The sequence below is a fragment of the Pyxidicoccus xibeiensis genome (assembly GCF_024198175.1).
Lineage (GTDB): Bacteria > Myxococcota > Myxococcia > Myxococcales > Myxococcaceae > Myxococcus > Myxococcus xibeiensis.
In genome coordinates this window covers 226,556-244,724 of record NZ_JAJVKV010000004.1, presented here as the reverse complement: position 1 = coordinate 244,724, position 18,169 = coordinate 226,556, and the positions used below count along the sequence as shown (strand labels likewise).

The following is an 18,169-nucleotide window of genomic DNA, read 5'->3' as shown; positions in this document are numbered from 1 at the left end:
CTCAGGAGGACGAGCGGGGCTTCGCGCCCAGCCGCTGCATCGCCTGCTGGAAGACCGAGTAGTCCTGCGCCCCCTGGAGGCCGAACTTGTCCCCCAGGATGAAGGTGGGCACCGCGTTGATGCCCAGCTCGTGCGCCTGACGCACCGAGTCCTCCACTGCGTCCTTGTATCGGCCCTCCTCCACGGCCTGCTGCACCGCGTCCGGGTCCAGCCCCGCCTCCTGGGCCGCGCCCCGCAGCGTGTCCCACTGCCAGAGGTCCTGCCCCTCGCTCCAGTAGCGCCGGAGGATGGCCGCGTTGAAGGCCTCCAGCTTCCCCTGCTCACGGGCGTACTCGGCCGCCTGGTGAGCACGCCGGGTGGACGGAATGACCTCCCGCTCCACCATGGTCAGCCCGGCGGCGGCCGCGCGGCGCTTCAAGGGGTTGTTGGGGTCCTTCATCTTCTCGCGCACGTAGGCCGGCAGGGGCAGCCCCTCCGGGGGCGTCTCCGGGCGCAGGAAGAACGGACGCCAGTCCACCTGGACGTCATATTCCTTCTTCAGCTTCTCGACCTCCACGAGGCCGACGTAGCACCAGGGTCAAACGAAGTCGGACCAGACTCGGACGATGACAGGCTCGCTCATGGCCCTGCCTCTAACAGCCACGCCGCGCCCCGTCACGGCGAACTGAACTTGTGGAAGTAGACAGCGCCCCCTCCAGCGGGCACCGTCCACCCCCGAACGCACCCCCACCCAGGAGGACACCTTGTCGCTGTCGCTTCTCGCGGCCCTGGCCCTTGGCGCCACCCCGGCGCCGGCCCGGCCCCAGCCCTACACCATCCAGGACCAGGTCACCCTGCGCCGGCTCAGCAACCCGCGCGTGTCCCCGGATGGAAAGCAGATTGCCTTCGTCCTGCGCTCCACCGACATGGAGGCCAACCGCGGCCGCAATGACTTGTGGCTCGCCAACCTCGACGCGGAAGGTGCCACCCCGCGCCAGCTCACCTCGCACCCGGACTCCGACAGCGAGCCCACCTGGGCCCCGGACGGCAAGAGCGTCTTCTTCCTCTCCTCGCGCGGCGGCTCCTCGCAGGTGTGGCGCCTGCCCGTGGACGGCGGCGAGCCCCAGCAGGTGACGAAGCTCCCGCTCGACGTCGGCGCCTTCCGCCTGTCGCGTGACGGCAGCCAGCTCGCCGTGGCGCTGGACGTCTTCCCCGACTGCGCCACGCTGGAGTGCAACACCCAGCGCGACGCAGAGCGCTCCAAGAAGAAGACCACCGGGCGCACCTACGACAAGCTGTTCGTGCGCCACTGGGACACGTGGAAGGAGGGCAAGCGCTCGCACCTGTTCGTCGTCCCCGTGGCCGGTGGCACGCCCGTGGACGTGATGAAGGGCATGGACGCGGATGCCCCGTCCAAGCCCTTCGGCGGCGCGGAGGAGTTCTCCTTCACCCCGGACGGCAAGGGCGTGGTGTTCACCGCGCGCGACGTGGGCCGCACCGAGTCCTGGTCCACCGACCTGGACCTCTTCCTCGCCTCCACGGACGGCAAGGCGAAGCCCCGCAAGCTCACCGAGAAGAACCGCGCCACGGACACCAGCCCCGTCTTCAGCCCGGACGGCAAGACGCTGGCGTACCTGGCCATGTCCCGCCCCGGCTACGAGGCGGACCGCTACCGCGTCATCCTCCGCACGTGGCCGGGCGGCCAGGAGCGCGTGCTCGCCGAGCCGTGGGACCGCTCCGCCGGCGCCCTCGCCTGGAGCGCGGACGGCAAGACGCTCTACGCCACCGCCAACCACCTCGGCCAGCAGCCCGTCTTCGCGCTGGACGTCGCCAGCGGCAAGGTGACGCAGCTCACGAAGGAAGGCACCGCGGACTCGCCGCAGCCGGCCGCCGGGGGCCGCATCGTCTACGTGCATGACGACCTGGACTCGCCCGCGGACCTGCACGTCATGAACGCGGACGGCAGCGGCTCGCGCCAGCTCACCCAGGTGAACCAGGAGCACGCGGCCCGCCTGCGCTTCGGCGCCTTCGAGCAGTTCGAGTTCCCCGGCTGGAACAACGAGACGGTGCGCGGCTACGTCGTGAAGCCGGTGGACTTCGATGCGAAGCGCCAGTACCCCGTGGCCTTCCTCATCCACGGCGGCCCCCAGGGCTCCTTCGGCAACCACTTCCACTACCGGTGGAACCCGCAGACCTACGCGGCCCGCGGCTACGTGGCCGTGATGATCGACTTCCACGGCTCCACCGGCTACGGCCAGGCCTTCACCGACTCCATCCAGGACGACTGGGGCGGCAAGCCGCTGGAGGACCTGAAGAAGGGCCTGGCCGCCGCCCGCGAGCGCTACCCGTTCATCCACAAGACGCGCGGCTGCGCGCTGGGCGCCAGCTACGGCGGGTACATGATCAACTGGATTGCCGGCAACTGGCCGGACGGCTTCCAGTGCCTCGTCAACCACGACGGCATCCTCGACGAGCGCATGGGCTACTTCGACACCGAGGAGCTGTGGTTCCCCGAGTGGGAGCACAAGGGCACGCCCTGGGACAACCCCGAGGGTTACGGCAAGCACAGCCCCATCAACCACGTGGCGAAGTGGAAGACGCCGATGATGGTCATCCACGGCGGCCAGGACTTCCGCGTGGTGGAGACGCAAGGGCTGGGCACCTTCACCGCCCTGCAGCGCAAGGGCATCCCCTCCAAGCTGCTCTACTTCCCCGACGAGAACCACTGGGTCCTCAAGCCGGCCAACAGCGTGCAGTGGCACGACGAGGTGCTGGCCTGGCTCGACCAGTGGACCAAGAAGTAGCCGCGTGAAGTCACGCCGGGGCCCCGCGTCAGGCGCGGGCCCCGGTGTGCCTCATCCCCAGACTCAGGGGATGTTGAAGCACTCGTCGAGGCAGCTCTCCAGCACCTGCGCACAGGAGCTGCCGTCGAGGCACTCCGCGCAGCGCTCCACGCGCTCCTGGCGGTCTTCCTCGTCCTCGTCCTCAATCCACTCGTCGATGCGCTCCGCGCAGGTGCCGGTATCGAGGTCGTCGTCGAAGCACTCCTTGCGCGTGTCGCAGATGGAGTCGGCGTGGTTGGAGCAGCCGGTCAGCAGGGAGCCCAGCGTCAGGACAGCGGTCAGCGTCAGAGTCCGAAGCGTCATGGCGCGGCATCTTGCAACGAAGCCGCGCCTCCCGAAACATCCGGAAGGCGCGGTGCGTCATGGGTGCGAAAATGCACCCGTATTGCGCGTGTGACGGACGCTACTTCTTGGGCGCCGGGGTGGTGGGGGCGGTGGTGCCGCCCTGGGTGCCGTGGCCCATGGAGCCGTGGTCCATGGTGCCGCCCTGGCTGCCATTCATTCCGCCCTGGGAGCCGGAGCCGCCCACGGCCAGGGTGTCATCCAGCTTGCCGAGGAGGGTCCACGCCTGCTCGCGGTGGGCCGGCACCTTCTGGGTGAGCTCCTGCATCATCGCGGTCAGCTGCGGGTCGGGGTTCGTCATGCCCTGCTTCGCCGCCATCACCTTGCCGAGCGTGGCGTCATGGTCGCCCACCTGGCCGGCCATGTAACACGAGTCGAAGGCCGCGCCCTTGAGGACCTGGAGCTCCTCCATGGTGGCCTTGTCCTGCGCCATGACCTTCTTCTCCACGTCGTTCATGGGCTTGGGCATCTCCGCCAGCTTCAGGCCCTTGGTCTTCGCATAGTCCATGAGCTTCTGGTCCAGGGCGGTGTGGTCCTTGACCATCATGCTGGCAAAGGACTTCACGTCCGCGTTCATCGCGTTCTTCTCGGCGAGCTGGCCGAGCTTGATTTCCTGCTGGTTGGCGTAGTGCAGCCGCTCCAGCAGGGCCTTCTCGTCCGTGGGGGCCATGAAGCCCTGGAACTCGGCCGTGCCCTTCATGGCCTTGGCCTGGCCCGGAGGCGGGGCGCCCGTGGAGGGGTTGGCGGCGCCCTGCGCGAGCGCGGCGGTGCCGCCGAAGAGCGAGGCCGCGAGGATGACGCCTTGAATGGTGCGCTTCATGTCGTGCTTCTCCTTGGTTGAGGGGGAATTCGTGAAGTCCGGCGGGAGGGTTCAGTGGCGCGCATGCGGCTCCTCCTGGGAGGGCTCGCGCGCCGAGCGAGAGGGGGCGGGCGGGAAGCGGGGCGCGGGGACGGGCTCGACGGTGGGCTCGCCCTTCTGCCAGGGCCAGCGGCCCTCCAGCTCCACGGTGAGGGTGAAGCTGAGGAAGGTCCGGATGAGGACGATGAGCCCCAGCACGAGGACGCCGCGCAGGCTGGGCTCCTCGCTGACGGTGCGGATGATGTCGGCGGCGACGAGGAACTCGAGGCCCAGGAGGATGGCGCGGCCCAGGTTCAGCCGGAACCGGTGGTAGGCCTCACCGGGCGGGAGCCCGCGCCGCCTGGCGAGCAGCACCGTGGCGAGGACGGCCCCCAGCACCATGGCGCCCACGCCCGCCATTTCCATGACGTGCGCGGCCAGCGGGATGAGTGAGCGCAGCTCCATCGTGCCTCCCCGCGCGTGAAGCTACGCACGGGGTGCAGAGCGACCACGGAAGGGCGGGCGCCCGGCGGCTCGGCTGCTACAGCCCGGGCGGTCAGCGCCCGGCGTCGGGAGCCGGCGGCGGGGGCGGGGCCTGCTTCGGCTCGCCCGCACCCCCGGCGGCCGGGACGTTCATCTCCGACAGCTCGCCCTCCTCCTTGAGGAAGATTTGAGCCGCGCGGTCGACGTCCTCGGGCTTGAGGTTGGTGAGCTGCGAGGTGGCCAGCCGGGCGCGCGTGGCCAGCGCGGACTCGCCCAGCGAGCTGTGGATGCGGGTGAGGGCCAGGTGGATTTCCGGGTCGAACGGGTCCGACGCCAGCGCCTCCAGGTAGGCCGTCTTCGCCTTGGGGTAGTCCTTGCGGTGCAGGAGGATGCGGCCCAGGTGCACGTTGGTGGTGGGCGAGCCCGGGTACACGCGCAGGCTGCCGCGCAGCACGCTCTCCGCCTCGTCCAGCCGCTTCAGCTCCAGCAGGGCCAGCGCGTACTTGTTGGACACCGACTCGTACTTGTCGCCCACCAGCTTGTGCGCCTTGGCGTACTCCTCCGCCGCTGCCTTCACCCGGTTGCGCTCGCGCAAGAGCTCACCCAGGTGGGCGAACTTGCGCGCCGGAACCTCCTCCACGTTGTCGAACTCGCCGAAGGAGATTTCGCGGCCCTTCTTCTCGTCCTGCCCCTTGCCCTTGGTGTCCTCCTTCAGCACCACGCGGTCCTCGCGCGGCAGCAGCTCCGGGGGGAAGGGCTGCTTCTTGATGTGGGCCAGCCAGGACTTCTCGAAGAGGGCGAAGGGCATGCCCATGGCCGCCTCCACCGCCTTGCGGTCCTTCTGCCCGGCCTTCAGCTCGTGGATGATGGCGCGCAGGCCCGCGGAGCCCTTGGTCTGGTGCACGTAGTCGATGGCGTAGAAGACCTCGGCGAAGGCGGTGGCCGCGTCCTCCGCGGTGGGCAGCATCGCAATCGACGGGTGCATCTTCTCGAAGGGGACGAGCGTGTCCGCCTTCACGCGCTTGCCCAGCAGGGCCAGCGTGGAGGGCGTCATCGCCATGCCGGCCTTGCCGCGCCAGCGCGACTCCAGGAACTTGGCCATGCCCTCGTGCAGCCAGATGGGGACGGTGTTGCGGCTCATCTGGCTGATGACGAGGTGGATGTACTCGTGTGCCAGCGTGTCCTGCCAGTCGTAGCCCTGCGCCACCGCCTTGGGGCTGGTCACTATCAGCTTGTTGAACTTGCAGATGGCGATGGTGCCCGTCGTCTTGATTTCCTTCTCCTTCAGCGTGCTGACGCGCGACAGCTCGCGCGCGTTGTTGACGACCTCGACGCGAGTCTTGCCGCCCGGCGGCGTCCAGCCCAGGTCCTCCGCCATGGCGCGGTGGATGGCCTCCAGCGTCTCCAGGGCGTAGGGCACCAGCACCTCTTCCTTGCCCTTGGGGTACAGGAAGATGAAGTGCTCGCTCTCCGCGCGCAGGTGGTTCTTGACGATGTCGCGCGTGTCCTTGGCCAGCCGCAGGTAGCTGCCCGGCCTGTCCTCGATGTTGGCGCCCTCCAGCAGGGTGGCCGCGTCCACGTAGCGGCCCTCCTCGAAGGCCACGCGGCCCTGGTAGAACTTGAGGGGCTCCAGGTCCGACGGGATGAGCTGCTCCACCTCCGCCAGCTCGCGCTTCGCGCCCGGGACGTCCCAGTCGTCCAGGGATTGCTCCACGCGGCCCAGCCGGTTCTTCACCTCGTCCTTGAGGGAGGCGTCCTGCGCCCACGCCGCCGGGGGCAGGCAGAAGAGGGCCACGGCCAGCACCGGGAGCAGGGCCCGCGGGGCCCGCGGCGACTCGTGAATGGGGTGGCTCACTTCACCAGCTCCTCGTAGTAGCGCTTCACCTGCTCGCGGTACTTCTCCGGGGCGCCCTGCTTCATCGCGTCGAGCAGGTCCTTGCGGAACTCCTTCGGCGCCTGGAAGGCGTCCTCGTCCGGCAGCTCCACCTGGTTGCGTGGGTCCTTGCCGTTGCCCTCCTGGCGGCGGGCGCCCGCGCCCATGGGCAGGGGCAGGCCGCCCTTGCCTCCGCGCTGGCCCTCCTGCATCTGCCGCTGGAACTGGCGCAGCCCCTCCAGCGCCGCCTGCTGCTCACCGAAGCCGCGGCCCGGGTCCTTGCCCTGCATCCGCTGCGCGGCCTCGCCCATGCGCTGGCCCACGCCCTCCATCTGCTGCGTGGCCTCTTCCCCGAAGAGGGGCGCCATCTGCCCCATCTCCTCCATCTGCTGGCGCAGCCCCTGCGCGCGCTGCTCCAGCTGGCCCTGCTGCTGGGCCAACTGCTGCAACTGCTGTTTCTCCTGCTGGGACAGCTGCGAGCCCGGAGGCGGGAAGAGCGACTGGAGCTGCTGGTTCACTTCTTCCACGCTGCGGGCGTCGCGCTCCAGCCGCTGGGCCAGCTGCGCGGACTGCTCGCGCACCTCGGGCGGGTTGCCGAACATCTCGTCGAGCTGCCGCTGCTGCTCGCCCATCATGGACAGCTGGCGGGAGGCATCCTCCGCGCGGGCCGCGGCCTCGGCCGCCAGGTCGAAGTCGTTGACCTTGAGCGCGTTCTCCACGTTCTGCAGCTCGGACTGGGCCTCTTCCAGCGGACGCGCGGCGCGGCTGTTGAGCTGCTCCGGCTTGAGCTTCTTGTAGCTCTCCTGGGCCTGCTGCACCTTGCGCAGCAGGTCGTCCTTGAGGGCCTTGCCCTTCTCCGCCAGCCGCTCGCGGTTCTGCGAGCGGGCCTGGTCGCGAAGCTGCCGCGTCTGGTCCGCGACCTTCTGCTGCTCCTGCACGGTGCTCTGCAGCTCCTCCATGAACTTGCCGAACTTCTCCACCAGCTCGGGGTTCTGCTCGGCGCCGAACTCGCTGCCCTCCTTGTCCAGGTTCTGGAGCATCTCGTCCATCTGCATGCCCAGCTCCTGGAGCTTCGCCAGGGCCTCGTCCGTCTTGCCCTCGCGCATCAGCTTCTCGACCTGCTCGAGCGCGCCCTGCATGTCCTCTTCCTTCATCAGCTCGTTGAGCGCCTCGGCGTTGAGGTGCTCGTCGCGGATGCCCTTGCGCATCTCCGCCATGCGCTGCATCAGCTCCTGGATGCGGGCCTTGAGCTGCTGAATCTGCTCCATCACCACCTGGCGGGCCTCGTCGTCCGGCTTGTTCTTGTACTGCTCCACCAGGTTGGCCAGCTCGCGCCGCTCGTTGGCGAGCTGCTTGGCCAGGTCCTGCAGCGCCTCCAGCTTCTGCCTGTCGAGCAGCGACTCCAGGTAGAGGATGTCCTTCTCCAGCTCCTCTATCTCCTCGTTGACGACGGCGGTGAGGCGGTTGCCGGTGCCCCAGTCCTCGCCCCGGGCGCGCTGGGTGCGCAGGAAGAGGCGGCGGAACTCGGCGGTGCCGTTGATGTGGCTGCCCAGCGACTCGGAGATGTGGCTGAGCGCGGAGACGAGCTCGGTGGGGACGTCGCGCTCGCGCGCCAGCTCCTGGGCCAGCGTGCGCAGGTCCGTCACCAGCTGCTGACCGCTGGTGTCCACCGAGGCCGCCGAGGCCACCGCCTGCACGTCCTTCTGCTTCACGCGGTCCGGGCCCTCGAGGCGGTCCGCGAGGTGGTCCACCATGCGGCCCCACAGCTGCTCGGCCTTCTCCAGCGCGGCGCGGCGGTGCTCGGCGGCGGAGTAGACACGCAGCACCTGGGTGCGGCTGACGCCCTTCTTCGGGCCCTCCACCGCGTCGTTGTCCAGCGCCTCCACGTAGTACGAAATCCTGTCACCGGGGTCGACCTTGAGCGTGCCCAGATCCCAGTCGAAGGTCGCGCGGTTGCGGCGGCCGTCCTCGCGGCGCAGCGGCACGCGCGTCTCCTTCGGCGAGCCGGGCAGGCGGTAGACGAGCGACAGGCCGGACAGGCCGTAGTCGTCCGTGGCCTCGTACTTGAGCGTCACCTTGTCGCCGGGGTCGACCTCCAGCTCCACCGCGGGCGTCATCAGCGTCACCTGCGGCGCCTTGTCGGCCTCCACGTTGAGCGCGATGTCCGGGCCCTTGGCGAGCTGCTTGTCGCGCGCGCCGTAGAAGATGAAGTGGTAGTGGCCGGACTGCTTCGCGACGAAGGTGCCCTCCAGGTCCCGGTTGCCGGTGACGGTGAGGGGCAGCGCCTGGCCGTTGACCACCAGCTCCGCGCGCTCCACCACGCGGTCCGAGCGCGTCTTGAGGACGACCTCGGTGCCCGCCGGGGCGCTCACCTCGCCGTTGGTGCCGGGCACGGTGCGCTGGGCCAGCCCCGTGTACGCGGGGTAGCGGTACGTCAGCTCGATGTCGCCGGTGATGGGCTCCACCTGCATCGGGGCCACCGGGCTCCTGGCCAGCTCGCGGATGCGCGCCAGGCCCGCGGACCACTTCCCGCCGAGCAACACCATCAGCACCGCCAGCGCCAGCAGCACGCCGCCAGAGGCCAGCGCGGCCTGGCGCACGGGACGGCCGTCCACCACGGAGCGCACGTCCACGGTGCGCACCCGGGTGTCCATCTGCTGGAGGAAGGCATCGGCCAGCTCGGGAGACCCGCCGGCCTCGGAGTCGCCCTGGTGCTTCAGCTCCACGGCGGCGAGCACGTCCAGCGACAGCTCCGGGCGCCGCAGGCCCACGAGCCGCGCGGTGCGCGCGTCGTCACCCACCTGCTTGCGCGCGAGCCACAGGCCGAAGGCGCAGGCCACGGCGACGCCCACCGGGAGGGCCAGCCAGAGGAGGGAGCCGCCCAGGCGTGGGGCCACCAGGCCGAGGAAGCCGCCGGCCGCGAGCAGCACCCCGGCGGCGCAGAGGCCCAGCATGCCGCCCTGGAGCCACAGGTGCCGGCGCTGGCGGGTGCGCACGGCGGACAGGAGGGCCTCCACCCCCGGCGACCGCGCCCCGGAGCGGGCCCGGGAGGCCGGCGCCGACGGGGGCGGGGGAGGCGGGGGCAGCAGCTCGGGGCCTGGGGTCTGCGGGGTTTCGAGGTTCACGCTGTCCTGTCCGCTCTGTGGGGAGGCAACCCCCACCGGGGCGACCTATTTCCCGATTCTCTAGCAGCCTCCCTTCCGGCGCGAGGCGTCAGGCGCCACGGCGGAGCGGAAGGGGGCCCGGGTGTCAGGCGCCGGAAGGAGGTGGGAGGGGAGGGTCTGGGAGGCAACGCGGGAGACGGGCCTCGGCCATCCAGGAAGAGGGCTCCCCGGGTGGGGTGGGGAAGGGGCCGGTCGGCCCGAGGCTCGGCCGGCCCATGCCCCTTCGTTTTTCACGGAAGGGGCGGGTCAAAGGTCAGCGCGGGGCGGACTTCCGGGGCCCGGCCTCGCTGCCTTCCTCGTCCGGCGTGGGCACGCCGCCCAGCTCCTGGGCGAGCGCGGTGAGCACGTCCTGGGTGCACAGGATGCGCGTGCGCGACATCCGCGACAGGACGCGCTGCACGGAAGCCTCCACCGTACCCTCGGAGGGGATGTCGAGCGCGCGGCCCGACTCCGTGAGGGCGAACAGCGCCTTGCGCCCGTCGAGCGGGTCCGCCTTGCGCTCCAGCAGGCCCCGCTTCTCCAGCCGCTTGAGGACGCCCGTGAGGGTGCTGGGGTGGACGTGGAGAATCTGCGCGAGCGTGCCCGCGGTGATGCCGGGGAAGCGGCCCACCAGGCGGACGACCAGCCGCTGCGGACCGGTGAGCCCCAGCGTGGACTCCATGCGCTTGGACGTGGACTGGAGACCGTGGTCCACCGCCCAGAGCAGCCGCATGAACTCGAGCACCTCTCCGAGCGGAGGACCCTTCGGTCGCTCGCCTTCCGGTTGCTCCGGCTCCCCACCAGCCGTGTCCTTCAGGGGTGCATCATCCCTCACCTGCGGCCTCCAAGTTTCTTTCCAATCGTTTGGGTTCCTAGAAGGTCTACCCCTTCAAGGCGCCCCCTGCTGAGGAAAATCCGTTGTCTGTTGAGCACCCGCAAGCCAGGCACCCGGGTTCCCCACCTTTCATGGCCGTCCCAGGGAGGGTGTGGCCCGTGACGGCCCGGAGGTTGGAGGGGGTCGCCTGCCTGGCTGACCGCCGGGCAGGGCTGCGCAAAAGAGAAGGGCGCCAGCCTCACGGCGGGCGCCCTTCTGGCTGCCATCGGTCAGGCCCGCGGGACTACGGGGCCGGGGCCACGGTGGGCTTGGGCGCGGGCTTCTGGGCCGGGGCCGCGGGCGCGGCCGGAGCCGCCACGGGGGCCGGCTCCTCCTTCTTGGGCTCGGGCGGCATCTCCAGCGCCTTGCCCTTCTCCTTCGCGATGCGGCGGTACCACTCCTCCGAGTACTTCGGGTGGTTCACCTTGCCCTGCTCGTCGCGGACGTTGCCGTCGATGTACTTCACGAGGAGGTTCTCCCCCAGCTTGCGCCAGCGGCTGTGGACCTTCTCGCCCTGCTTCACCGAGTAGGCGGTGAGGTACTGGCGGGCCTCCTCGGGGCTGCGCTTGTACTGCTCCAGCGCGGCCTTCTCGACCTCGGCCTGGTCCGCGAAGAACTGGCCCTCCAGGGCGTTCTGCTCGCGCTGCACGTCCACGGACATGTCGCTCCAGCGCGCGTAGGCCTGGTTGGACACCCAGTTGAACACCCAGAAGGACGAGTCCCAGGAGAAGGTGCCGCGGTTGGCCACGCCCACGGCGAAGTTCTTCGGCACGTCGCGGATGCCCGCGTACATGGGCGTGTAGACCGTCATGGCGGTGTCATCCACGCCGAACCAGAGCACGCCGCCGATGGGGGCCGGCATGGACGCGCGCATCTGCGCGACGAGCGAGAAGCCGGTCTGCTGCGTGGAGATGGCGCGCTCGTGGACGTACTTCTTGCCGTCCACCTCCCACGTCATCGGCCGCCAGCGGTAGGGCGCCGCGTACGGGCCCGCGCCCACGTCCTTCGTCATGTCCAGCGGGGTGCCCTCGAAGTGGTCCCGCATCAGCGCCATGACGTCCTGCACGGACAGCTTCTTGTCCGGCTTCACCCACAGGTCCAGCCGCTTGTTCGGCGCCGAGCCGTCCGCGTACTCCACGCCCAGCTTCATGGACGGCGCCGCGCGGCGGAAGATGCTCCACACGCGGCCTTCCGCGAAGCGCTGCCCGCCGAAGTCGAGCGGGTGGTAGGTGTCCGCGAAGCTGAAGTCCTTGTCCGCGCCCTTGAACCAGCCCTTCTCGCGCGCGAAGGAGATGACGTCCTTCGAGTAGAGGGTGTTCTCCTTGTCGTCCAGCGGGAACTGGCGGATGCGGGCCTGGTTGGCGTGGGCGGAGATGTAGCCCTCGGGCAGCTTGCGGGCGACCCAGACGGCGCCCTTCTGGCCCTTGCCCTTGCCAATCAGCTCCATCAGCCACGCCTCCTTGGGGTCGGCGATGGAGAACGTCTCTCCGGTGGAGGCGTAGCCGTGCTCGGCCACCAGCTGCGTCATCACCTGGATGGCCTCGCGCGCCGTCTTCGCGCGCTCCAGGGCGATGTAGATGAGCGAGCCGTAGTCGATGATGCCCGCGGGCCCGGCCAGCTCGTCGCGGCCGGTGAAGGTGGACTCACCGATGGAGAGCTGGTGCTCGTTCATGTTGCCCACGACGGAGTACGTCTCGGGCGCGTCGGGAATCCGGCCGAGGAACTTGCCGGTGTCCCACTCGATGATGTCGCGCATGGCGCCCGGGCCGTTGCGGCGTGCCGGCGTGTGGTACAGCTCGCCGTACAGCTCGTGCGAGTCGGCCGAGTAGGTCATCAGCGTGGCGCCATCCTTCGTGGCGCCCTTGCTGACCACCATGCTGGTGCAGGCGAGCACGGGCGGAGCGACCAGCGCGGCCGTCAGGGGCAGCGCGGTGAGCAGATTCGCGAAGCGTCGGTTCATGGCGGCGCAGACTACCAAGCCGCCCCGGGTTGGCCACCGCTCGCGGCGGTCGCCTCCCTGGCTGCTGCCCGTTGACGCGGTGGGACACGGGCCCGGCGCGGGGCCGGGCCCGCCGTGTGGCGCCCGGCTCAGACGAAGAGGTTCTCGATGGAGAGGTAGCGCTCGCCGGTGTCGTAGTTGAACGTCAGCACGCGGCTGCCGTCGGGAATCTCTCCCAGCTTGCGCTGCACGGCGGCCAGGGACGCGCCGGAGGAGATGCCGACGAACAGGCCCTCTTCCTTGGCGGCGCGGCGCGCGAAGTCGAAGGCCTCCTCCTCGGGAACCTGGATGATGCCGTCGAGCCGCTCCGTCTGGAGAATCTTGGGGACGAAGCCGGCGCCGATGCCCTGGATGGGGTGGGGGCCGGGCGCGCCGCCGCTGAGCACGGGGGACTTGGTCGGCTCCACGGCGAAGACCTTGAGGCGCGGGAAGCGCTCCTTGAGGATTTCGGCCGCGGCGGTGATGTGGCCGCCGGTGCCCACGCCGGTGATGAGGTAGTCGAGCCCCTCGGGGAAGTCCTGGAGGATTTCGCGGGCGGTGGTGCGGCGGTGGACCTCCACGTTGGCGTTGTTCTCGAACTGCTGGGGAATCCACGAGTTGGGCGTCTGGGCCGCCAGCTCCTGGGCGCGGGCGATGGCGCCCTTCATGCCCTGGGCGCGCGGGGTGAGCTCCAGCTTGGCGCCGTAGGCGGCCATGAGGCGGCGGCGCTCGATGCTCATCGACTCGGGCATGACGAGGGTGAGCTGATAGCCCTTCACCGCGGCGACCAGGGCGAGGCCGATGCCGGTGTTCCCGGAGGTCGGCTCGATGATGATGCTGTCCTTCTTGAGCACGCCCCGGGCCTCGGCGTCCTCGACCATGGACAGCGCGATGCGGTCCTTGATGCTGCCACCCGGGTTGGCGCGCTCGAGCTTCACCCAGACCTCGACGCGCGAGGGGAACAGGCGGTTGATGCGCAGGTGCGGGGTGTTGCCGATGGTCTGCAGGATGTTGGCTGCCTTCATGGTGGGCCTCGGGGTGGAAGGGGGGACTGCAGGATGTGAAAATGGAAGCGGCCCGACACCTCGTTGGAGGGCGGGCCGCGCGAGCGACGGGAGAGGCTCAGGAACGCTTTACGCGCTCTCCCAGGGCTCGGGGCCCGCCAGACAGCAGCAGGCACACGCCACGCGGCAGCAGCAGCAGCACTGAGCGCCAGTCGTGGGGAGCGGGAGGAACATGCGTCCTCCACTATCGCCGCCGTGGATGGCGGCCGTCAATCCGGTGGAACGGACCGTGGAACATGGAGTTTCATCCGCGCACAGGGGCCGGGCCGGTGGAGGGAGTCGAGACATGAGACGGTTCGTGAACAGCAGCAGGAGCGTCGACGGTGAAGCACGCGTGAGCAGGCGGGGACGCCTCGTTGCGTGGGCCGCGCTGGGCGGTCTGGCGTGGGGGCTCGTTGGCTGCGACCCACCTTCACCTCCGCTCTCCGGCGAAGTCCACCTGCCCGAGGGACTCGCCTACCCCCAGGGGGCGACGCTCGAGCTTCAAGCGGGTGTCTCCACGGGGGACTTCGACAGGTCCGTCCCTCCGGTGCCGGACGTTCCGGGGAGCTCCCGGGAGACCTACCGCCAGTCGATTCCACTGGAGGACGGGCAGCGCACGGTGAAGTTCAGCCTGGGCTCGGGAATCGGCTCCTCGAAGTCGGGCAAGTGGCGCGTGGTGGCCTGGGTCGCCCAGGGAGCGGGTGAGGCCGCTCGGAGCAGCGCCCCCATCGGGCATGCGGACGTGGAGCTGCCCTCCAAGTGCGGCCCCTTCGGCTTCTACGGATACTGCGTGGGCCGGTCCGACATCCGCATCGAGATACCGCCGCCGCGGTGAGGTCGGCACGACAAAGCCGCCGCCCAGTTCCCCGGGCAGCGGCTTTGTCTGAGGTTCAGGTGAGGCTCAGGGGCGTGACGCGCGGGCCAGGATGGGCTCGAGCACCGCGGCCAGGTCACCCATCACGTTGATGAACCCGGTGACGTAGCGGTCGGTCTCGGGCACATAGAGCATGAAGCTCTGGTAGCCCGCCGTGCCGCCCAGGTGCCCGACGGCGACGGTCCCCTGGGAGTCGAGCTGCATCACTCCGAGGCCGTAGCCCACCAGCCGGGACTCGGGCTCGGGTGCCGGCTGGAACGCGAGCATGGCGTCCAGGGTGGCAGCACGCTCGAACAGCGCACCGGCGCGGAGCTTCTTCCAGAAGGTGGCGAGGTCGGCGGCCGTGGTCACGAGGGCGTGACCGCCGGAGGCCCCGGCCATCGACGGGTCGACGGCGGTGAAGTCCATCAGCTCGTCTTCGAACGGGACGTACCCGCGAGCGCAGGAGGCCGCGCAGCCCGTGTCTCCCGGCTCGGGCAGCGTCGTGTGCGAGAGCCCGGCCCGCGCGATGACCCGCTCGCGGACGACCTCGCGCCAGCTGCGGCCCTCCGCGGCCGAGAGGACTTCACCGAGCAGCACGTAGTTGGTGTTCGAGTAGGTGTACATCGCTCCTGGAGCGAAGACCGGCGGCTGCGCTGCGGCGATGCCGAGAATCTCGTCGAGCGTCCAGACGTGCTCCGGGTCGGACATGATGGCCATGTTGGTCTCGTCGGTGACCCACTCCGGGATGCCCGACCGGTGGCTGAGCAGCATGGCCACGGTGATGGACTCCGCATTCGCGATACGGGCCGTCACATTCGCCGGCAGCCGCTCCGTCAGGGTGTCGTCCAGCGAGAGCACGCCCCGCTCGGCGGACTGCAGCACGGCGGTGGCGACCAGGGTCTTCAGGATGCTGCCGGCGCGAAAGGCGTCCTGCGCGGACATGGGCAGCTTGCGCTCGACATCGCTGAGACCGGCCGCTCCCGACCAGGACTGGCCATTGCCCGAGGTGACGACCAGCGCGACGCCCGGAGTCACTCCCTGGGCGACGACGTCATCGAGAGTGGCCTGCAGGTCCGCGTGCAGCGACGACGGGGTGGGTTCGTCGTCGTCACCGCAGCCGCTGGCGGTCGCGGCCATGCCGAGGAGCAGGGCGAGGGAAAGCACCGCGCGCCCCAGTCGCGGGAGCAGTGTCACTTCGAGTGTCCGAGCCGTCACGATGTTCATGCTCATGAAACACTGCCGCCGAGCGTGGGTGTCACCGCTCGCGTAGAAAAAACAAGGGCCGCCGCCCTGGGCCACGAGAGAAATCCCGGACGGCGGCCCCCTTTGCCGGAGTTCAGTTCAGGGGTTTTCAGTTGTTCGTGCCGACCACCTCCTTTCCGTCAGGAGGGGCGAGCACCTGCTCGACCTTCAACGTCGTGGGCCCGGCCAGCGCCAGGTGGGCCTTGAGCTTGAGGAACTTCTTCTTCCCGAAGCCCTTCACCCGCACCAGCTCCTCCACCCGCTGGAAGGGCCGCTTCTTGCGATGCTCGATGATGCGCTGGGCCGCCTTCTCCCCGACGCCCGGCAGCATGTCGAGCTGCTCCGCCGTGGCCTCGTTCAGGTTCACCGTGCCCGAGTACTGCGTGCGCAGCTTGCCCGCCTCCGCCACCCCGGGCCCGCACAACAGCAGGCCCAGCACCACCGCGCACAGCCGCCTCACGAGTGGCCACCCACCGGTGCCGCATCCAGCCCCAGCTCACCCGCGTACCGCCCTCCCGCCGCCGCCGTGTCCCGCTTCTCCGCCGCCTCGCGCACGTGCAGCTTCCCGTCCAGGGGCAGCACGTCCAGCAAGACATTCAGCGAGCCGTCCTTGTTGACGAACGCGCTGCCCGCCCGGACCCAGATGCTCCCGCCCTTGCCCTCGCGAATGGAGAACACCGCCAACCGCTTTCCCGCCGTCAGCATCGACCACCTCCACACTCCTCACCGCGCCACCACGGCGCGGCTGCCTCGTCAGCTCGACCGCCTGAGGTCGACGACAGCATGAGCAGGCGGCGTGCCAGCGAGGCTTCCCTCGGAGCGTGTGGAGAGGACCGTACAGGTTGGGGAAATCCGTCCGTCAGCAGGGACGGGCGGCGATGCTCCAGTGGGTTCTCAGGGGGCAAGAGGGCACGGGAGGCGTGCGCTTCATTGCTCCCGCGCCCTTGGCTCGAACCCAGGAACGCTCAGCCGGCGTGGCACTCGCGCGGCGCTACGGCTTGCCGCACAGCCCGCCTTCCTCGCAGCAGAAGCCACCCTCGCAGCAATCGATGTAGCCGAGCGTCTGCCTTCCATCAGGGCACCGCCCAGCAGCAACCATGCTCCCGTCCCCCGGGTCCATGAGCGCTTCTCCGCCCCTGGCGCTGCATTCGCCGCCGGTCAGCGACCCCAGGGGCAACAAGTGCTCTGGCACTTCCTTCGTCATGTCGCCGCAGGCCACCACGCTGAATGCCAGGCCCAGGCCGACTGCAAGGTCGCGCCAGCGCATCGTGAATCCCCAGTCTGCGTTGTATTGAGATGACACCCTGCACCTCGAACGGCCCCTTCCAGCATCATAGCGAGGGGTGTTTGCGCTCGGAGAAAGTGGTTGTGCCGTGAGGACTACCCGCAGACGCCTCTCTACCGGGCAAGCTCCAGGCTCCAGGTCCACTTCCGGGGCGGCGTGGTGCACGGCTGGGAGAACCACGACGACCGACGTACTCCCGGGCGTCGCGGGTCTTCCCCGTTCCCTCGGCGGGCGTTAGCGTCCCGGCCATGGCATCGGGCAGCGGGTGGGTTCGGTTCGCATTCGTGATGGCGCTCCTCGTCGGGGCTGGCTCCCGGGCGCAGGACACGCAGGCGCTTCCCCTGGCGGAGCCCGCCGCGCAGCGCTCCTCCGTGCAGTGGCAACTGATGGTGGGCGGCCTGAGCGCGCTGGATGGGTACTCGGACCTCGGTCACCAGGGCATCTACCTTGGCGCCGGCTGGGAGTTCCCGGGGCTGCGCTTCCGCTTCCAGTTCCTGGCGGGCCTGCCGAACAGGCTGAGGGACGAGCGGACCGAGGTGAACCTGGAGCAGTACACCTTCGGCTTCTGGCTCGACCAGGCCGTGATGCGGTCCGGGGCGTGGCGGTGGGGCGTGGGCGGAGGCGCCGGGGTGCTCGTCTTCGCGCGCTCCGTGGAGCCTCTCTTCCGGGGCGTCGACGCCGCGAAGCCGCGCCTCGTGCCCGCGCTCCTCGTGGGGCCGGACACCTCCGTGCGCTATCGCCTGTCGCGGCTCGTCGCGGTGGAGGGCACCGTCGCGCTGGACGTCGTCCTCGGCAGGCCCGTCATCGGCTACGTCAACGAGCAGGGCTTCCTCCCGCTCCACAGCGGGTGGGCGGTGCAGCCCCGGTTGGGCCTCGCGTTCATGATCCTCCCATGAGCCCTTCGCACCGGCTCCCACCGCGTTCCCACTCCCTACCTGCGCGAGAGTCACCTCCGATGAACCGCACCCCCGCTTCACCCCGTCCCCGCGACCGCCGGGTGGCGCCCGCGCTCCTTCCCGGCGGACTGCTCCTGCTGGGGCTGCTGGCCTGGGGCGGCTGCAGCGTCGAGGACCCCATCGCCTACATCCTCCCCCCGGACTCCGGCACGGGGTCCGAGTCCCTCGGTGACGAGGGGCCGGACGACACGTGGGCGCCTCAGGAGGTACTGGCCGGGGGGCTCCCCGACTGTGCGGAGGACTCACCCGACGCGGGCACCGGGTGCGAGGACGCGGGGACGGCGGAGCCGTAGTTCACAGCGCGCTTTCCGGCGCCCTGTCTTCTCGCGGGCTGGAGGCGGAGCGGCGTGGGCTGTTGACTCACGAGCACCGGCCTCCGGCGGTGGGGAGGTTGCGTCACGCGGAATTCGCATGAGGGGGGGTGTCCGCGC

16 protein-coding genes and 1 pseudogene are annotated in these 18,169 nt (G+C 70.0%); 4 read left to right on the top strand and 13 right to left on the bottom strand.

Going from position 1 to position 18,169, the window contains the following annotated elements; all coding sequences use genetic code 11:
- Position 1: 1 nt before the first annotated feature.
- Positions 2–565, bottom strand: a pseudogene (locus tag LXT23_RS18805) (DsbA family oxidoreductase); the annotation flags it as partial.
- 178 nt (positions 566–743) lie between these two features.
- On the opposite strand from LXT23_RS18805, the gene LXT23_RS18800 reads away from it, so the two are divergent.
- Positions 744–2,783, top strand: coding sequence for a S9 family peptidase (locus LXT23_RS18800; protein WP_253981579.1), 2,040 nt, complete (start codon positions 744–746; stop codon positions 2,781–2,783).
- Positions 2,784–2,846: 63 nt separating this feature from the next.
- Here LXT23_RS18800 and LXT23_RS18795 read toward each other — a convergent pair whose 3' ends face one another.
- The 8 genes from LXT23_RS18795 to cysK form a co-directional block, all read right to left on the bottom strand.
- Complete coding sequence (locus tag LXT23_RS18795; protein WP_253981578.1) at positions 2,847–3,125, bottom strand: hypothetical protein; 279 nt, start codon at positions 3,123–3,125, stop codon at positions 2,847–2,849.
- Between the two features lie 100 nt (positions 3,126–3,225).
- Positions 3,226–3,984: a DUF4142 domain-containing protein gene (locus tag LXT23_RS18790; RefSeq protein WP_253981577.1), complete on the bottom strand. Its 759-nt coding sequence runs from the start codon at positions 3,982–3,984 to the stop codon at positions 3,226–3,228.
- A 51-nt stretch (positions 3,985–4,035) separates the two neighbouring features.
- Positions 4,036–4,467, bottom strand: a complete 432-nt coding sequence (locus tag LXT23_RS18785; RefSeq protein ID WP_253981576.1) for a DUF1622 domain-containing protein — start codon at positions 4,465–4,467, stop codon at positions 4,036–4,038.
- Positions 4,468–4,558: 91 nt separating this feature from the next.
- A complete protein-coding gene (locus tag LXT23_RS18780) occupies positions 4,559–6,340 on the bottom strand; it encodes a peptidase MA family metallohydrolase (RefSeq protein ID WP_253981575.1) in 1,782 nt (593 codons plus the stop codon).
- A complete protein-coding gene (locus LXT23_RS18775) occupies positions 6,337–9,483 on the bottom strand; it encodes a DUF4175 family protein (protein WP_253981574.1) in 3,147 nt (1,048 codons plus the stop codon). Before LXT23_RS18775 ends, LXT23_RS18780 begins: the two co-directional genes overlap by 4 nt.
- A gap of 292 nt (positions 9,484–9,775) precedes the next feature.
- Entirely contained in the window at positions 9,776–10,336 is a 561-nt protein-coding gene (locus LXT23_RS18770; protein ID WP_407692893.1) for a MarR family winged helix-turn-helix transcriptional regulator, read from the bottom strand.
- A gap of 283 nt (positions 10,337–10,619) precedes the next feature.
- The gene (locus LXT23_RS18765; protein ID WP_253981573.1) at positions 10,620–12,335 is read right to left on the bottom strand and encodes a dipeptidase; all 1,716 of its coding nucleotides are present in this window, start codon (positions 12,333–12,335) and stop codon (positions 10,620–10,622) included.
- A gap of 128 nt (positions 12,336–12,463) precedes the next feature.
- Positions 12,464–13,378: a cysteine synthase A gene (gene cysK, locus LXT23_RS18760; protein ID WP_253981572.1), complete on the bottom strand. Its 915-nt coding sequence runs from the start codon at positions 13,376–13,378 to the stop codon at positions 12,464–12,466.
- 325 nt (positions 13,379–13,703) lie between these two features.
- Between cysK and LXT23_RS18755 the strand changes: the two genes are divergently transcribed.
- Positions 13,704–14,234 (top strand): hypothetical protein, encoded by a 531-nt coding sequence (locus tag LXT23_RS18755; protein WP_253981571.1) that lies wholly within the window; start codon positions 13,704–13,706, stop codon positions 14,232–14,234.
- A 66-nt stretch (positions 14,235–14,300) separates the two neighbouring features.
- Here LXT23_RS18755 and LXT23_RS18750 read toward each other — a convergent pair whose 3' ends face one another.
- The 4 genes from LXT23_RS18750 to LXT23_RS18735 all read right to left on the bottom strand — a co-directional run bounded on the left by LXT23_RS18750 (position 14,301) and on the right by LXT23_RS18735 (position 16,764).
- Positions 14,301–15,485: a serine hydrolase domain-containing protein gene (locus tag LXT23_RS18750; protein ID WP_253981570.1), complete on the bottom strand. Its 1,185-nt coding sequence runs from the start codon at positions 15,483–15,485 to the stop codon at positions 14,301–14,303.
- Positions 15,486–15,606: 121 nt separating this feature from the next.
- The gene (locus tag LXT23_RS18745; RefSeq protein WP_253981569.1) at positions 15,607–15,957 is read right to left on the bottom strand and encodes a ComEA family DNA-binding protein; all 351 of its coding nucleotides are present in this window, start codon (positions 15,955–15,957) and stop codon (positions 15,607–15,609) included.
- Complete coding sequence (locus LXT23_RS18740) at positions 15,954–16,202, bottom strand: hypothetical protein (RefSeq protein WP_253981568.1); 249 nt, start codon at positions 16,200–16,202, stop codon at positions 15,954–15,956. Before LXT23_RS18740 ends, LXT23_RS18745 begins: the two co-directional genes overlap by 4 nt.
- 286 nt (positions 16,203–16,488) lie before the next feature.
- Positions 16,489–16,764: a hypothetical protein gene (locus LXT23_RS18735; RefSeq protein ID WP_253981567.1), complete on the bottom strand. Its 276-nt coding sequence runs from the start codon at positions 16,762–16,764 to the stop codon at positions 16,489–16,491.
- A 305-nt stretch (positions 16,765–17,069) separates the two neighbouring features.
- On the opposite strand from LXT23_RS18735, the gene LXT23_RS18730 reads away from it, so the two are divergent.
- On the top strand, positions 17,070–17,678 hold the full coding sequence (locus tag LXT23_RS18730; RefSeq protein WP_253981566.1) for a hypothetical protein: 609 nt from the start codon (positions 17,070–17,072) through the stop codon (positions 17,676–17,678).
- Positions 17,679–17,737: 59 nt separating this feature from the next.
- A complete protein-coding gene (locus LXT23_RS18725; RefSeq protein WP_253981565.1) occupies positions 17,738–18,031 on the top strand; it encodes a hypothetical protein in 294 nt (97 codons plus the stop codon).
- Positions 18,032–18,169 lie beyond the last annotated feature (138 nt).

Excerpts from the sequence above, each read along its gene's own strand:
- LXT23_RS18795 (WP_253981578.1), bottom strand. The coding sequence starts at position 3,125 with ATGACGCTTCGGACTCTGACGCTGACCGCTGTCCTGACGCTGGGCTCC.
- LXT23_RS18790 (WP_253981577.1), bottom strand. The coding sequence starts at position 3,984 with ATGAAGCGCACCATTCAAGGCGTCATCCTCGCGGCCTCGCTCTTCGGC.
- LXT23_RS18785 (WP_253981576.1), bottom strand. The coding sequence starts at position 4,467 with ATGGAGCTGCGCTCACTCATCCCGCTGGCCGCGCACGTCATGGAAATG.
- LXT23_RS18765 (WP_253981573.1), bottom strand. The coding sequence starts at position 12,335 with ATGAACCGACGCTTCGCGAATCTGCTCACCGCGCTGCCCCTGACGGCC.
- cysK (WP_253981572.1), bottom strand. The coding sequence starts at position 13,378 with ATGAAGGCAGCCAACATCCTGCAGACCATCGGCAACACCCCGCACCTG.
- LXT23_RS18755 (WP_253981571.1), top strand. The coding sequence starts at position 13,704 with ATGAGACGGTTCGTGAACAGCAGCAGGAGCGTCGACGGTGAAGCACGC.
- LXT23_RS18750 (WP_253981570.1), bottom strand. The coding sequence starts at position 15,485 with ATGAGCATGAACATCGTGACGGCTCGGACACTCGAAGTGACACTGCTC.
- LXT23_RS18740 (WP_253981568.1), bottom strand. The coding sequence starts at position 16,202 with ATGCTGACGGCGGGAAAGCGGTTGGCGGTGTTCTCCATTCGCGAGGGC.
- LXT23_RS18735 (WP_253981567.1), bottom strand. The coding sequence starts at position 16,764 with ATGCGCTGGCGCGACCTTGCAGTCGGCCTGGGCCTGGCATTCAGCGTG.
- LXT23_RS18730 (WP_253981566.1), top strand. The coding sequence starts at position 17,070 with ATGGCGCTCCTCGTCGGGGCTGGCTCCCGGGCGCAGGACACGCAGGCG.
- LXT23_RS18725 (WP_253981565.1), top strand. The coding sequence starts at position 17,738 with ATGAACCGCACCCCCGCTTCACCCCGTCCCCGCGACCGCCGGGTGGCG.